We start from the raw sequence: 14,123 nt of genomic DNA, 5'->3' as shown, positions 1-14,123 counted from the left end.
TTTTGCCATACAGGGGCCCCTGATGGCTGAGTTACCGAAGGTCTACCTATGTGATGATTCGGTTTTGTCGTCAAGTTAGCTACTTTGCAGATATAGCACAGTGAAGCGGATGGCTATCACTATACATCTCTATAGTAGGGGAGAGTCTTTATGGACAGCAAAAACCGTTCATCAAAAAATCAATCAACTGAAGGCGCTCAACGTACAACCAACCAATCAACCAATCTTGAGCAAGACATTCTTGGCACAGTTGCCGTAGACGAGCTAGTTAACAGCGCTGAAGTGGAGGCTGGTAGTGCTTTTGAGGAACCAGAAGACGACAAAAACGTTGACGATCGCTCTCAAGCCTCCAATATCTCCTATGGCACAGGAGTGCAAGGAAAACCTACCGATCGAGCCGGACGGTATTCTCGACACAGTAATGCTCCTTTTGCGGATGATAGTGATTCAGTCCTGACAGGAGGCGACATCGATGCTAACTATGAAGAAGCTAGTGCGGTTGGAGATGAAGCTGTCGGGGGAACAGCCGCAACACCTGATCAAGACATTGTTGAAAACTTAGCTGCCGCCGCTGGTGTGGAACTTGATGATCGTACCGATGTTAGGATCAATGACTTGCTAGAGGAACGAGACGATCGGCGTTGGGAACTGAATCCTGAATCCGCTGAAGATTATGAACAGCACCAAGAATAATAAAGAGCAGCAAGAACCGATCGCTAGTAGATTGAAAGACGCAAAAAAGCCCCCAACCGGTCTGATTTGAGGGCTTGGAGTTCCTGAAAATCGTCACTGAGCCGATCATGACAACCTCCAGCGGAAAATACAAGAGGGGCGAAACCCCACATAAAACCCACAGAGGTGGGGTAGACGAGATAGAAAGGGGGCATCAAGGGCAGATGAGTGGGTGAAAACAGGAAAAGAGGGAGAACGTTATTTTGCCGATTACCTCTTTGTCTCTTTTCCTTTTATCTCCCCGATTGCCAATTCCTACTCCCCAATTGCTGAAATTCCAGCCCGATTCAAAATTTCGGGAATCAAGTCTTCACGGCGGACAGCCATGATATGAACTCCCTGACACAATTGCTTGGCCATGCGAACTTGCTCAGCAGCGATCGTAATTCCTTCATCCAAAGGATCAGCGGCTTGTTCCAGCCGATCGATGATGGATTGAGGAATAAAAACACCCGGAACATTGCGATTGATAAAATTTGCGTTTTTGGCAGATTTCAGCAAAAAAATTCCTGCCAAAATCGGCCGTTGACACCCTGCGGCAATTTGATTCATGAATTTTTCTAGTCGATCAAAATCGCTGATCAATTGGCTTTGAAAGAATTGTGCTCCTGCTGCCAATTTTCGTTCAAAGCGACGCTGTAACCCAGACCAACTTTGAGACTGTGGATCGATCGCCGCTCCAACAAATAATTCAGTGGCTCCATCCGTTAAGGGCTTATCGTTGAAATCAAGCCCTTGGTTCAGCTTAGCAATTAACTTCAGCAACCGTACCGATTCTAGTTCAAACACGCTACGAGCAGAGGGATGATCTCCAGCCTTGACCGGATCGCCTGTTAACGCCAAAATATTACGAATGCCTAAGGCTTGGGCACCCATTAAATCTGCCTGAAGTCCAATGACGTTGCGATCGCGACAAGCCATCTGACAAATTGGCTCTAGTCCGTGCTGAAGTAATACCGTTGAAGCTGCAAGCGATGACATACGCAATACCGCACGGCTACCATCTGTAACATTGATGGCATGCACCCGTCCTCTTAGTTGCTTGGCCATGCTTACCATATGAGCCGGGTTCCCTCCCTTGGGTGGCATCACTTCTGCTGTCACTAAAAACTCACCAGCCGTACAGGCTTGGCGAAGTCGCCGTGGAGATGAAGATAAGGTGGGGGGCTGCTGGTGTGAATCGAACATACGCTAAATTGAACAGAGGTTGAATCGAGACGCTGCAACTAAAAGACTGAGTACCATCAATGTTTGCATTGCCGATCGGACTATTCGATCAGAACTGCCTCATTGCCGATTGATCAGGGATCATTGTCAGTATGACTCAGTTTGCAATCAGTAGCATCATGCATGAAGCGGATCTCAAGTCAACTAAAGCGAACCACAAGGAGTGAGTGTGAAATACGTTACCCTAAGTCAGATTCCTGAAGAACCCGTTTCCCACAATCCCGAAATTCAAAAGAAGGTGATGCTACGTTTGGGAGAACTGCCCCATTTAACCAATTTTTCTCAAGCTCGGTTTGCCCCCGGTCAAGTGGCAGCAGCCCATACTCATACCGATATGTGCGAAGTGTTTTTCGTTGAAGCGGGGACAGGCGTCATGAACGTCAATGAGCAATCCTATGCTCTAGAAGCTGGCGTTTGTATTGTAGTAGAACCGGGAGAGATGCACGAGGTGATAAATCAGGGAAATAATGAGTTAGTGCTAACCTATTTTGGGCTGCGAACCCCACCTCGACAAACATCAAATTTGTGACATCCGGGGCAGCAGATGGCAATGTGAGGACAATCAATGAGGACAATTAACACTGTCAGGTTATAGGAAGCAAATTCAAGAAACGCTCCCGGCAGTTCTATCTATTGCCGTAGCTGCAACGTTGCAACTGAACAATACGGCTCTGTCGCGTTAGAACCATACTATCGCGTGTTAGCGTTGATTCAGTTTGAGCAGCAAGTTCAACTGAAATAGCTTGCAGGGGTTACTCACCTGCTATTGCGACGTTTTCTCTTGCGAAACTTGTGCCAAAGCAGGGGCAGCAGGCTTTGGATAGGTCACTTCAAAGCGGGAAGCATCTCCCTGTACACAAAACTGAAGCACCAGGTCTTTAGAGTCGGAGGTCATACTAGAACAGGCACTACCCTGGCTGCTACGAGATAATCTCTGGGCTTGACGAGACAACGCTTTGGCATTGTTCCACAGGTAAGTTGCCGAAGCACGTTGATCCCGATATCGCTGACTAATTCCCGTCAAAATTCCATCTATATTGGTAGATTCAATCACCTCTGTCCGCCATCCGGCTGACTCCCAGACATCAAACTTGATTGGAGGCTGGGTCAAGTAGACACAGAGAAATGCCAAGAACCCAAGAAAAATTATGAGATTACCGCCGATCGTCTCTAATAGAACCGACATTCCCCGTTTCGTTTGGTTCGTTGCAGCAATGTAAAAATCTAGGACGGCACATAACACTCTATAGGCAAGAAACAAACCCACTAAACTAAGTATTGTGTAGAGCCAAGTCATTATTTTCCTCGTTATTTTGCCACCGAATATTCCTCGCCAAATTGAATCATATTTTGTGATTTGACGTGTTGACCAGAGGGGCAAAACCCCCATTTTCAAAGGAATTGAGTCGATACTTACTTTTTGAACGAAGCTATTCTTGACAAATAAAAAACACTGAATTATTTCTATTGAGCACTCATGCCAATGGAATCATAACGTCAACCAGTTGATAATCGCATTCGCGAACGAGCAAACAATCAATCTTCTATAAGAAGTTGAATGCTAGTGAATTATAGAAGCTAATAGTTAAAGGACAAAGCCGTGAAACTACTGAACGCTGCGCAACAAGGTTCCACTGAATGGGAAGTATAGACTCAAGCAGAGACACTTAAGCGAAGATTATGGATTATAAATGAAAGTTATATTTTTGCTCTATTTGCATTTACCCTTTTTATGACTAAGCTAATAGTAGACAGTTAGCACAAAGACACACAGCATTATGTTTGGCTCCATTACAACCACCCATCACTTTCTCAGTTCTGCGATTGCAATGCTCCAATCGATCGACTGGCTATACCCGCTACGATATTGGATTAATGGCATACAAATCCGCAGCACTCCGATCGCTCACGCAATATGTCGCATGATTCCGATACAGTGTCCATTCGAGCGAGATATTTACCTATTCGGTCGTAAGATTGCCCACATCCCACCGCTATGCAAACTCAACCCCCTCTACGAAGAGGTTGTAGGACTACGATTTCGTGCCCTCTGTTTCTTAGCGGATGAATGTGGCGAAGATGTTCGTGGCTACTGCTAGCTACCTGCTGATAGAACCGCAATGAGGCAGCAGCCCCGATTAATAAATGATCTAGCGAATAAATGTAAACCGATAAATAGTAACGATATGGAATGTAATGAGAAACACAGAACCCTGTGGTCTGAACTCATCGATGCTAGCTACAAGCTAGATGCAAAGAGCAGCGACTAAACTTGCCTGTTCCATCGCACGGCACAGTGTTTTAGCTCAGGGCTATGGTGAGGACGTTAAGAGGGGCGGTTTCGATCGCCCTTGCCCGACTCCTAATCATTCCAACGTTTGCATAGACCTCCTTCATGCGTAGATTGACACCCTTGATCACCAATGGTTGATGGATTGATGGTTGCTGAAATTGATCATGAGAATACTGCGGAGGTGGCAGCAGAGCAATGCCTTGCGCCCATTCATTCAAACTTCTTAAAATTTCTATAAAGGGTAGATGAAGATTGACAAGAATACCTTGTAAGAGGACCGAGGTATCAGCAGAATGCAGTAAAGATCATGTAGTATGTCGATCGATTTTATCGTTTTTTATCCTGATAGAAATTGATCGCAACATTGATGCGATTAGCTGCAACCTCGTTAGCCTCTGAAGCTCACCTGGTTAGGTGGTCTATCTAGTTTAATCTTAGTTTAATTCTAGGGACGGTTCAGAAGGCTGTACTACTGGACTCATCAGAGCGATCGCCGCTTGTACCAATCCTTGAAACAGGGGATGGGGATGGCTGGGTCGAGACTGAAACTCTGGATGGAATTGGCTAGCGATAAAGAAGGGATGATTGGGTAGTTCAATCATTTCCACTAACCGTCCATCCGGAGAAGTGCCGCTGATGACGTAGCCCGTTTCCAGAAACAGCGTGCGGTAGGCGTTGTTGAATTCATAGCGATGGCGATGGCGTTCGTATACCACTTCTTCTTGGTATAACCTCTCAGCTAAAGTATTAGGAGCTAACCGACAGGCATACAGTCCTAGCCGCATGGTGCCACCTAAATCAACCACGTCTTGTTGTTCTGGCAGCAGGTTGATTACTGGATTAGAACACGTAGGGTCGAATTCAGCACTGTTCGCTCCATCTAGTTTGGCTACATTGCGGGCCCATTCAATTACCGAGCATTGCATTCCTAAGCATAAGCCTAAGAATGGAATTCGACGTTCGCGAGCATACTGAATAGCTGCAATTTTGCCATCAATGCCGCGTGGTCCAAACCCCCCCGGAACGACAATACCCTGCACATCAGCTAGGTAGCGATCGGCAGTTTGCACGGTGACATCTTCGGAGTTAATCCAACGGAGATTTAGATCACCGCCATTTTCCAACGCGGCATGGCGTAGAGCCTCTACCACCGATAGGTATGCATCTGTTAAACGGACATACTTACCCACAATAGCAATCTCGATCGCTTGTTTGGGTTGATGCAGGCGATCGACTAAGGTTTTCCAATGACTCAGATCAGGTTGGCGTTGATCGAGTTGCAGGATTTCTAACGCCTGATTCGCTAGGCCTTCCCGCTCCAAATTCAATGGCACTTCGTAGATGCTACTAGCATCTTGAGACGTCACGACACATTCCACTGGCACATCGCAAAACTCCGACATTTTCTCCTTCAAGCCTGGCGGCAACGGCCGATCGCTGCGACAAACCAAAATATCCGGCTGAATTCCGATCGATCGGAGTTCTTTCACCGAGTGTTGCGTCGGTTTAGTCTTCATTTCTCCTGCGGCTGGAATCCAGGGGATCAACGTCACATGCATATACAGCACATTTTTTCGTCCTACGTCTTTGCGAAATTGACGAATCGCTTCTAAAAAAGGTAAAGATTCAATATCGCCAACGGTTCCTCCAATTTCAGTAATAACGACATCAGCATTAGTATCTTTGGCAACACGATGAATCCGATCTTTGATTTCGTTGGTAATGTGAGGAATGACTTGCACGGTTCCACCGTTATAATCTCCTCGACGTTCTTTGTTTAGCACCGCCTGATAGATCGAGCCAGTTGTAACACTATTAAGGCGGGACATGGATGTATCAGTGAAGCGTTCGTAGTGTCCCAAGTCTAGATCGGTTTCAGCTCCATCCCGCGTTACAAACACCTCACCATGCTGAAACGGACTCATCGTTCCTGGGTCAACATTAATGTAGGGATCAAGCTTGAGAATAGAAACAGAATAGTCACGTGACTTGAGTAAGCGCCCCAGACTTGCTGCAACAATGCCTTTGCCAATACTGGAGACGACGCCACCGGTCACAAATACAAACTTAGTCATAGGGATTGCTGATACCACTGCCACTCAACCCAATTCATTCTGGCATAGGGTTCAGCATTTCGGACGAGGGGAAGAAGGGGAAATCAAGGCAACCGCTCTGTTATTTAAAGGGCGTTTTAAGAGTGAAGGACGATCGATATAATGAGGAGTGTTCCAATTGCCCCTCCTGATTTAATTGACCTCAATTGGTTCATCGTTCGATGAATCAGGGTTTGATCAGGGTGATGCATTAGTTTATTTTGACGAGGTATACCCATGGGTTGGTTAGATAGACTCTTTCCCGGTAGCAAGAAGAAGCAAAATGCTCCTGCGGCATCTGCCCCTGCTGCCAAACCATCCGGCGGAGCGACTATTCCTCCCGAGAAAGTTGGTTTAGATGGCGAGTTTGACGAAAGTGGATTAGCCAAGCGCGTGGCTTTGGCTTTTGACCAAGATCCACAGTTAGATGATGTCGGTACACTTTGGGTTGCTCAACTGGGTAGCAAGGTCGTGCTGAAGGGAAAAGTGCCTAGTCAAGATTACTTAAACAAAGCAACCTCGATTGCCAAAGGCGTGAAAGGAGCCACTGAGGTAGATGCTAGCCAAGTCACGGTTGGTTAATGCTGGAATTTGACTAGTTTGAATAGACTGAATGACGTTGGTTTACCTGAAATATTCTGGGACTTTGTCTCATACGGGCGCGCCGATCGTGCCCGTATTTTTATGGCAATTATGTTCTGCCAAGTATGGCGGATGATGGGGATGCTGCTGACCATCCCCTAATCTAGGGTTGCGCGGTTTCCCCAGGTGGCCAACTGTCCGAGGTCCTCCAAGTTGACTGACGCCATTGGTTGGCCCGTCTTTGCTGATATCTCCACCACTGTCTTCTAGATAGACGATACCGAGGCGGCATCAATGGTAGCTGAGCGTTAAATTCAGCTTGGTTGTTATACCCGTCTTCATAGGCGATGGTCTTATCGTTACTACGATTCACCTCAACGCTATCCCCAGATCCGCTAGTATCTGTGGTTGAAGCTGCGGCAATTAAGGGCGGATAAAGAATTTGATAGGCTAAATCAAGTTGCGATCGGTGCCACGGACACTCAGATTGCTGTGCCTGATCATATTGAGAAAACAGCCCGCTGTTCAGAACAAATTCGCTAACTGACTTGCCCGCCCGATCGAGAGCATCCATCTGGTCACAATATGATAGTGAGTCGAACTCAGCAATCGTCGTAGATACTTCAACTTGAGGAGTGCTAGCAGAGGGTGCTGGTTCAAGCGGCTCGCTAATAGAAGCATGAACCGAGGAAGACGCGATCGGTTCAGAACCAGACTCTACCGATGCAAGCTCAATCAAGCTAGCGTTTAACTCCATTTTGTTTTGGACGATCGCCTCATCAGGAGCACGCATTTGCACCGTATGCATGGGGGCGTCCTCACGCCCAATCCCCAGCCGCCAGCCAACGCCGACCACCAAAACCACAAAACTGCCAATTACATAACCTAATTTCATATCCTGCCCCTCCCTTGCTCCCTCCTTCAATCTTGTGAAGCGTCGTACAGACAATTTGTTTCCAGATGGTAAAAATTGATTAAAACTTCTTGAAATTTCAGTAAAAATTTCAGTACTGTGTATAATTCGCATCATATCAGAGCCAGATCCAACGAAAGCAGACAAACTTGGGAAACTATGATGAGTTAAGAGTCTCTTAATTTTTTCTAATGCTAAGTCGGATAAAAGATATTGCAGTCAATCTTGCGCCTCGATTAATTGAAATTCGCCGCCATCTCCACAGTCATCCCGAATTGAGCGGACAGGAATATCAAACGGCTGCCTATGTTGCTGGGGTCTTATCATCTTGCGGTCTCCATGTGCAAGAGTTGGTCGGTAAAACAGGCGTGGTAGGCGAACTGCCAGGGTTAGGAGATGATAAGCGCTTATTGGCCATCCGTACTGACATGGATGCCCTGCCCATTCAAGAACGTAGTAATTTAGACTATGCTTCGCACCAGCCTGGTATTATGCACGCTTGTGGTCATGATGTGCACACAACGGTGGGGTTAGGAACGGCGATGGTGCTGTCGCAATTGGGTGAACCGTTGCCAGGAAAAATTCGCTTCTTGTTTCAACCAGCCGAGGAAACAGCGCAAGGAGCGAATTGGATGATTCAAGATGGCGTGATGGAAGGAGTTGATGCCATTTTTGGAGTGCATGTGTTTCCTAGCATTCCAGGTGGTTCGGTAGGGATTCGCTATGGAGCGTTAACCGCTGCCGCCGATGATTTAGAGATTATTATTCAGGGCGAATCAGGACACGGTGCTCGTCCTCACGAGGCGATCGATGCCATCTGGATTGCCTCACAGGTGATCACAATGGTCCAGCAAGCCATCAGTCGCACCCAAAATCCGTTGCGTCCCGTTGTCTTAACCATTGGGCAAATTCATGGTGGACGTGCCCCCAATGTCATTGCTGATCAGGTGCGCTTGTCAGGAACGGTGCGATCGTTGCATCCTGAAACCAGTGCAGCACTGCCCAACTGGATTGAAAATATTGTCGCTAACGTGTGCCAATCCTACGGCGCTAAATATCACTTGAACTATCGGCGCGGTGTCCCGTCCGTGCAAAACGATGCGGCCCTGACCCAAATTGTGGAAGCGGCGGCCGAAGAAGCCTGGGGAAGCGATCGCGTGCAAATTCTATTGGAACCGTCGCTGGGGGCAGAAGATTTCTCCTTATATCTCGATCATGCGCCTGGAACCATGTTTCGCTTGGGGGTTGGCTTTCCAGATCAACCCAATTACCCGCTGCACCACCCTCAATTTCACGTCAATGAAGCGTCTATCTTGACAGGGGTCGTCACAATGGCCTATGCAGCTTGTAAATATTGGCAATAGCATCCTACCCATTTCAGGGTTGACTTGACCTGCGGTAGATTCATCCCCACTCTGCAATCTGATAGGGTATTAAAAATTGACTGGCTTGCAATAGACTGACTTTCAATTGGATGTTTCTATCTCTAACCAGCAAGTTGCGATCGGTCGTCAATCCCATCACGTTGAAACTATCACGTTGAACTATGGCATCTTCTGTACCTCTTAAAGGCATTGAATTGGTTGATTGCGCGAAGGCTAATGCAGCACAAGGTCCAACGGTTGCGGCTGATCTGTGTGGATATGGTCAAGATGTTGCAACGTTTCAGCAGGAACTTCGCCAAGCCTGTCAGCAAATTGGTATTGAAGTCACTGAATTGAGCGATCTGATTACAGAACAGCAAGTCGTTCGGCAAGTAGGTGGCATTGAGATTGCACCAGATACCCCATCTGAACTTTAAAGCGCAGTGCAACCTCGAATATTAACTCTATCTAAAGACAGATGACGAATTTGACAGGTCCGTCCTAAATTTCACATTTGATTTATTAAATTCACAAACTTTTTATTCCAAGCGGAGCAGTTGCACGGTGGTCTGCAATTGGGCAAGTTCTTTAGACTAAAAATGAGAGCTTGCTTAACTGTTGCTGTGTTTCAAACCACCTCTTGGCATGACTGAATTCAGGCGTGATTTGCCAGCCTTGCTCCCGACTGTCACGGTGTTTTACGAAACAACCTGATCAGACCCATCTATCCGTTCAGCAAGGCCCAAACAGCCTTCTCGAATACTAGCGCCAAGTTTTGTATTCTGATTCTTTATTTTTTATTGCTATGCTACAAGTCCGTTCTAGCGTTGTTAGTATCCATTCTCGGTCGAGATCTCCGTCAAGTTGTTCGGAAGCGAAACAGCTTAACCTGACTTATGTCAACTTGGTGATTGGGGTCGCCACCTTTGACCTCAATGGACTACCGAAAGAGTACTTTGTTACAAGCAAAAGTGTGAACGGTAACTGGATACAGGCTAGCTTTCAAGCATTGGGACTTCAATCTTTGCTAGCTTCATCCTTGCAGTTAGAAGGTTTTTGCCATGCCATAATTCATGGTGAAGATCGTCAGGTGCTCGTCGTGCGACAACCGTCTAACTATCTAGCGGTTTTGCTTCAGGCAGATGCCGTTGTTTCGTCCGATTTCATTCAGTGGGCCCAAAACTTTGAACTAGCATTATTGAAGTCAGAGTCCCGCTTTACCCAAGTTTGAAAAATGGTATCTTGAAGCCTAGCCGATACTTGACGATCGTCGATCTCCGTTTACAATAGGTGTATTGTAAAGATTTGTATCTATTGCCATGACGCAGCCTCAACCTTCCGTAACGCCTAAGTTTGAAGAACCCAAGTTTGGTTTTAATGATTATGCAGAGCGATTAAACGGCCGTGCTGCCATGATTGGGTTTGTGGCTACGTTAATCATTGAGTATGTGACCGGGCAAGGGTTGCTATCTTGGTTAGGACTTTACTAAAGCGCAATAATTTGCGCAGTGCTTAGCAGAATACCGAGCCTGCCATAATAGAGTCGCGAACCTAAGATTGGTTGGTTCGATCGCAGAACCGAGAGCCTTGGAATTCTATCCCTGATTTGAGCATTGAGTTAGACAATGAACTAAGGCTTAAACTGAAAATCCAGTTGTTAGGTTCATGACTCAACTCAAACCATTACAGAACTATATTGACGGTCGATGGTGTGTTTCCCAAGCAAGTGACCATCTGGATGTTATTAATCCGGCCACAGCCGAAGTCTTGGCACAGGTGCCTCTCTCGGCGACGGCTGAGGTGAATCAAGCGGTACAGTCTGCTGCGATTGCGTTTCAAACTTGGCGCAGGATGCCGCCTACGCAGCGTATTCAGCCGCTGTTTCGCCTTAAGATGCTTTTAGAGGAACACTTAGAAGACCTTGCACAAACTATTACCCGTGAATGTGGCAAGACGCTAGACGAGTCTAGAGGAGAACTACGCCGAGCGATCGAGAATGTAGAAGTGGCCTGCGGCATTCCTATGATGATGCAGGGAACAACCCTAGAAGATATTGCGACTGGCATCGATGAAATGATGATCCGGCAGCCACTGGGAGTGACAGCCGTAATTGCCCCTTTTAACTTTCCTGGCATGATCCCGTTTTGGTTTATGCCCTATGCGCTTGCTTGCGGAAACACGTGTGTGATCAAACCTTCCGAAAAAGTGCCATTGACGATGCACCAGGTGTTTGAACTGCTTGCTCAAGCTAACTTTCCCAAAGGAGTAATTAATTTGGTCAATGGGGCTAAGGAAGTCGTTGATGTCTTGCTGGAGCATCCCATTGTTCGATCGATTAGTTTCGTTGGGTCAACCCCAGTTGCCCGATACATCTATAGCCGTGCGGCAGCCAACGGGAAACGAGTACAGTGCCAAGGTGGGGCTAAAAATCCGGTAATTATTCTTCCGGATGCAGACATGGAGATGACTACTCGTATCACAGCCGATAGTGCGTTTGGCTGCGCTGGGCAGCGATGTTTAGCGGCTTCCCTAGCTATTACGGTTGGTGAGGCTAAACAAACCTATACGGAGGCGATCGCTGAAGCAGCGGCAAATCGAGTGGTAGGGTACGGGTTAGAGACAGGTGTGCAAATGGGCCCCGTGATCACACCTCAGAGCCGACAGCGGATTGAACAAATTATTGCTCAAGGAGCCAAGGAAGGAGCAACCGTTCTCGTAGACGGTCGATCGCCCTGCATTGCTGGCTATGAACGTGGTAATTTCATTCGTCCTACCATTTTGCAAAATGTGCAGCCAGACAGTGAAATTGCGAAAACCGAAATTTTTGGGCCAGTACTTGGGCTGATTCATCTAGAAACAATCGAGGCAGCGATTGAGTTCGTTAACAGCGGACAGTATGGCAATATGGCTTGTTTGTTTACCAACAGTGGGGCAGCCGCCCGCAAATTTCGCTATGAAGCCGAAGTTGGTAACATTGGGATCAATATCGGAGTAGCGGCTCCAATGGCCTTCTTCCCGTTTAGTGGTTGGAAAGATAGCTTCTTTGGTGATTTACATGGACAAGGACAACACGCTGTCGAATTCTTCACTCAAACCAAAGTGGTCATAGAACGGTGGAATCGAGAAGATTGGTCTCGCAAGTTTTAGCGTTGGAAATTTAGACCTAGAAATAGACCTAGAAATCAGCCTTGCAGGTCTCCAAGATACGGTAGTCGTTCTCACTTATTGTGGCAAGATTGTGCAGTCCATTCAGGCTTGCCGGGACTGTCATTGGATCACCGATTGAGGCAATGTAACTGTCGTTTTCCAGTATTAATGAGACGTTGTGGGCCATCTGGTCATAGCTATTTGTAACTGTAAGGTCTAGCTGATTGCCCGCGAACTGACCCTGGAAGCAGTCAAACGATGAGCGAGGCATATAGAAGGCACCCGTTACTTGATTATTGTCAACCTCAAACACCATATAAGTGGCTCCGAGTTGATCAGGCAAAAGCGTTTCACCATAGAGATGAACACCATTCGACAGCGACGACTGATTTTGCAACGCAATCACATCTGGTGCTTGTTCGGTTTGTAGATTACGAGGGGCGTCGGATGCAATTGCTCTAAGAGGCATGAATCCGCTGATAGTCAGACTAGATGCAACTAACAGACCACCAAGTACTCGGTCGATCTTGTGAGCAAATTGCTGTGTCATGATGCCTTCTCCTAAACCTCGGATGCCCTAATTGGCTCAGCGAGCCGTTTTGAGCTTGTCTTCAGAATAGGACGTTGGGTAAAGACAGATCATCCTCCTATGGTTTCACCCATTGAGGTAACTCTATTAAGCCGATCGGTTGAGGTTGCCCTTCAGAATTCCGTCTGACCTAGAGCGAATAAACCTGCCCATCAATCAACAAACGAGTAATTCCCTTAGCTTGTAGGTGGGATTTCACCTTTTGAAAAATCCGGCCATCCGGCACTTTCACCACCCGTTGCATCCGCCGCGTGAATCGTTTAGCAATCCGATGATTATCGAAAATTGGCAGGGTACGTTCCAAGGTTTCCCTTTCTGGGATTTGTCCTAAATCAGCAAAATCTTTTAGAGGTCGAGTAATGAGTTCAGACGATCGATCGACCACCACATAACAAGTTTTAGGAATGTTGGCTTCGGTCAGCGGCAGCACTTGAATAAACTCACCACTGGGCAATTGCACAGATGAAAACCCTTGTGCATTCGCTAGCTCATCGTCATCCTCAAAGTCTTCATCGTCTAACTCATCATCTAACTCATCGTCTAGATCGTCTAGCTCATCTTCAAGTTCATCATCCAAATCGTCTTCAAGCTCGTCGGATAATTCTTCATCTAACGGACCTGCCAGAACAGGAATCTCTTCATTCACTGCTCCTTCGAGTTCTGCTTCGATAGCTTCCAATTCTGCTTTCTCAATGGCTGGTGGGACAGACGATGGTGTAGGTGGCGGATCGAACTTAGCAGCACGGGGCGGTGCGATCGTTAAAATCTCAAGCGGATCAGGCTCCGACAATGACTGTGCTTCTACTGTAGACTTACGTTGACGCCGCCGTGGGGCCGCCGGAGTAGGCCGTTCGTTCGTTCGTTCGGCTTCACGACTTACTTCAACAACTAGCGAGGTTGGCTCGGCCGCTTCTACATCGGGTAGAACAATCTGATCGGGTTGATCAGAGGATTTTTGCAGCCCCGATCGCTTTTGCTGAATTAAGGAGTCATATTCTGCTTCTGATAAATTCTGTTTCAGAATACGACTAATTGTGCTTGTGCTTACCCCATAGTAGTTCGCGATCGTTACCGTGTTCTCTTCTGGCTGACGGTAGCGCGTGAGAATATCTTGTCTATCAGCGTCAGACAGTTTTTTAGGAGCCATCCCAGCAGTTTTCCTCAACCCGGATTTGAATAAATG

The 14,123-nt window shown here is 47.0% G+C and carries 15 protein-coding genes; 9 read left to right on the top strand and 6 right to left on the bottom strand.

The annotated features are described in order from the left end of the window. Positions 1-150: 150 nt before the first annotated feature. Positions 151-693, top strand: a complete 543-nt coding sequence (locus OXH18_RS09130) for a DUF6335 family protein (RefSeq protein WP_268612245.1) — start codon at positions 151-153, stop codon at positions 691-693. Positions 694-987: 294 nt separating this feature from the next. On the opposite strand, the gene OXH18_RS09125 is transcribed toward OXH18_RS09130, so the two are convergent. Then, positions 988-1,920: a methylenetetrahydrofolate reductase gene (locus OXH18_RS09125; RefSeq protein ID WP_390904356.1), complete on the bottom strand. Its 933-nt coding sequence runs from the start codon at positions 1,918-1,920 to the stop codon at positions 988-990. A gap of 208 nt (positions 1,921-2,128) precedes the next feature. Here OXH18_RS09125 and OXH18_RS09120 point away from each other — a divergent pair, with 208 nt between their 5' ends. Beyond that, positions 2,129-2,488, top strand: coding sequence for a cupin domain-containing protein (locus tag OXH18_RS09120; RefSeq protein WP_268612243.1), 360 nt, complete (start codon positions 2,129-2,131; stop codon positions 2,486-2,488). A 234-nt stretch (positions 2,489-2,722) separates the two neighbouring features. On the opposite strand, the gene OXH18_RS09115 is transcribed toward OXH18_RS09120, so the two are convergent. Further along, entirely contained in the window at positions 2,723-3,256 is a 534-nt protein-coding gene (locus tag OXH18_RS09115) for a hypothetical protein (protein ID WP_268612241.1), read from the bottom strand. A 532-nt stretch (positions 3,257-3,788) separates the two neighbouring features. Here OXH18_RS09115 and OXH18_RS09110 point away from each other — a divergent pair. Beyond that, positions 3,789-4,058 carry a Mo-dependent nitrogenase C-terminal domain-containing protein gene (locus tag OXH18_RS09110; protein WP_315874694.1) on the top strand — a complete coding sequence of 90 codons (270 nt, stop codon included), beginning with the start codon at positions 3,789-3,791 and terminating at the stop codon, positions 4,056-4,058. A 628-nt stretch (positions 4,059-4,686) separates the two neighbouring features. On the opposite strand, the gene OXH18_RS09105 is transcribed toward OXH18_RS09110, so the two are convergent. Further along, positions 4,687-6,327: a CTP synthase gene (locus OXH18_RS09105; RefSeq protein ID WP_268612237.1), complete on the bottom strand. Its 1,641-nt coding sequence runs from the start codon at positions 6,325-6,327 to the stop codon at positions 4,687-4,689. Between the two features lie 255 nt (positions 6,328-6,582). Here OXH18_RS09105 and OXH18_RS09100 point away from each other — a divergent pair, with 255 nt between their 5' ends. Beyond that, positions 6,583-6,927, top strand: coding sequence for a BON domain-containing protein (locus tag OXH18_RS09100; protein ID WP_268612235.1), 345 nt, complete (start codon positions 6,583-6,585; stop codon positions 6,925-6,927). Positions 6,928-7,090: 163 nt separating this feature from the next. Here the strand turns inward: OXH18_RS09100 and OXH18_RS09095 are convergent, their stop codons facing one another. Next, positions 7,091-7,822, bottom strand: a complete 732-nt coding sequence (locus OXH18_RS09095) for a hypothetical protein (RefSeq protein ID WP_268612234.1) — start codon at positions 7,820-7,822, stop codon at positions 7,091-7,093. Positions 7,823-8,031: 209 nt separating this feature from the next. On the opposite strand from OXH18_RS09095, the gene OXH18_RS09090 reads away from it, so the two are divergent. The 5 genes from OXH18_RS09090 (at position 8,032) to OXH18_RS09070 (ending at position 12,351) form a co-directional block, all read left to right on the top strand. Then, complete coding sequence (locus tag OXH18_RS09090) at positions 8,032-9,204, top strand: M20 family metallopeptidase (RefSeq protein ID WP_268612232.1); 1,173 nt, start codon at positions 8,032-8,034, stop codon at positions 9,202-9,204. A gap of 182 nt (positions 9,205-9,386) precedes the next feature. Then, positions 9,387-9,641, top strand: a complete 255-nt coding sequence (locus tag OXH18_RS09085) for a hypothetical protein (protein WP_268612230.1) — start codon at positions 9,387-9,389, stop codon at positions 9,639-9,641. 368 nt (positions 9,642-10,009) lie between these two features. After that, a complete protein-coding gene (locus OXH18_RS09080; protein WP_268612229.1) occupies positions 10,010-10,435 on the top strand; it encodes a hypothetical protein in 426 nt (141 codons plus the stop codon). A gap of 88 nt (positions 10,436-10,523) precedes the next feature. Then, positions 10,524-10,694, top strand: coding sequence for a chlorophyll a/b-binding protein (locus tag OXH18_RS09075; RefSeq protein ID WP_268612228.1), 171 nt, complete (start codon positions 10,524-10,526; stop codon positions 10,692-10,694). A 175-nt stretch (positions 10,695-10,869) separates the two neighbouring features. After that, complete coding sequence (locus OXH18_RS09070) at positions 10,870-12,351, top strand: CoA-acylating methylmalonate-semialdehyde dehydrogenase (RefSeq protein WP_268612227.1); 1,482 nt, start codon at positions 10,870-10,872, stop codon at positions 12,349-12,351. 28 nt (positions 12,352-12,379) lie between these two features. Here OXH18_RS09070 and OXH18_RS09065 read toward each other — a convergent pair whose 3' ends face one another. Next, positions 12,380-12,901: a hypothetical protein gene (locus OXH18_RS09065; RefSeq protein WP_268612225.1), complete on the bottom strand. Its 522-nt coding sequence runs from the start codon at positions 12,899-12,901 to the stop codon at positions 12,380-12,382. 169 nt (positions 12,902-13,070) lie between these two features. Further along, positions 13,071-14,087 (bottom strand): helix-turn-helix domain-containing protein, encoded by a 1,017-nt coding sequence (locus OXH18_RS09060; RefSeq protein ID WP_268612223.1) that lies wholly within the window; start codon positions 14,085-14,087, stop codon positions 13,071-13,073. Positions 14,088-14,123: the final 36 nt, after the last annotated feature.

Source organism: Thermocoleostomius sinensis A174 (assembly GCF_026802175.1).
Taxonomy (GTDB): domain Bacteria; phylum Cyanobacteriota; class Cyanobacteriia; order Elainellales; family Elainellaceae; genus Thermocoleostomius; species Thermocoleostomius sinensis.
The sequence above is the reverse complement of the archived record's forward strand: the minus strand, read 5'-3'. Positions and strand labels throughout refer to the sequence as shown.

Coding starts and splice junctions, on each gene's coding strand:
- OXH18_RS09130 (WP_268612245.1), top strand. CDS start 151: ATGGACAGCAAAAACCGTTCATCAAAAAATCAATCAACTGAAGGCGCT.
- OXH18_RS09125 (WP_390904356.1), bottom strand. CDS start 1,920: ATGTTCGATTCACACCAGCAGCCCCCCACCTTATCTTCATCTCCACGG.
- OXH18_RS09115 (WP_268612241.1), bottom strand. CDS start 3,256: ATGACTTGGCTCTACACAATACTTAGTTTAGTGGGTTTGTTTCTTGCC.
- OXH18_RS09110 (WP_315874694.1), top strand. CDS start 3,789: ATGCTCCAATCGATCGACTGGCTATACCCGCTACGATATTGGATTAAT.
- OXH18_RS09105 (WP_268612237.1), bottom strand. CDS start 6,327: ATGACTAAGTTTGTATTTGTGACCGGTGGCGTCGTCTCCAGTATTGGC.
- OXH18_RS09100 (WP_268612235.1), top strand. CDS start 6,583: ATGGGTTGGTTAGATAGACTCTTTCCCGGTAGCAAGAAGAAGCAAAAT.
- OXH18_RS09095 (WP_268612234.1), bottom strand. CDS start 7,822: ATGAAATTAGGTTATGTAATTGGCAGTTTTGTGGTTTTGGTGGTCGGC.
- OXH18_RS09090 (WP_268612232.1), top strand. CDS start 8,032: ATGCTAAGTCGGATAAAAGATATTGCAGTCAATCTTGCGCCTCGATTA.
- OXH18_RS09085 (WP_268612230.1), top strand. CDS start 9,387: ATGGCATCTTCTGTACCTCTTAAAGGCATTGAATTGGTTGATTGCGCG.
- OXH18_RS09080 (WP_268612229.1), top strand. CDS start 10,010: ATGCTACAAGTCCGTTCTAGCGTTGTTAGTATCCATTCTCGGTCGAGA.
- OXH18_RS09075 (WP_268612228.1), top strand. CDS start 10,524: ATGACGCAGCCTCAACCTTCCGTAACGCCTAAGTTTGAAGAACCCAAG.
- OXH18_RS09070 (WP_268612227.1), top strand. CDS start 10,870: ATGACTCAACTCAAACCATTACAGAACTATATTGACGGTCGATGGTGT.
- OXH18_RS09065 (WP_268612225.1), bottom strand. CDS start 12,901: ATGACACAGCAATTTGCTCACAAGATCGACCGAGTACTTGGTGGTCTG.
- OXH18_RS09060 (WP_268612223.1), bottom strand. CDS start 14,087: ATGGCTCCTAAAAAACTGTCTGACGCTGATAGACAAGATATTCTCACG.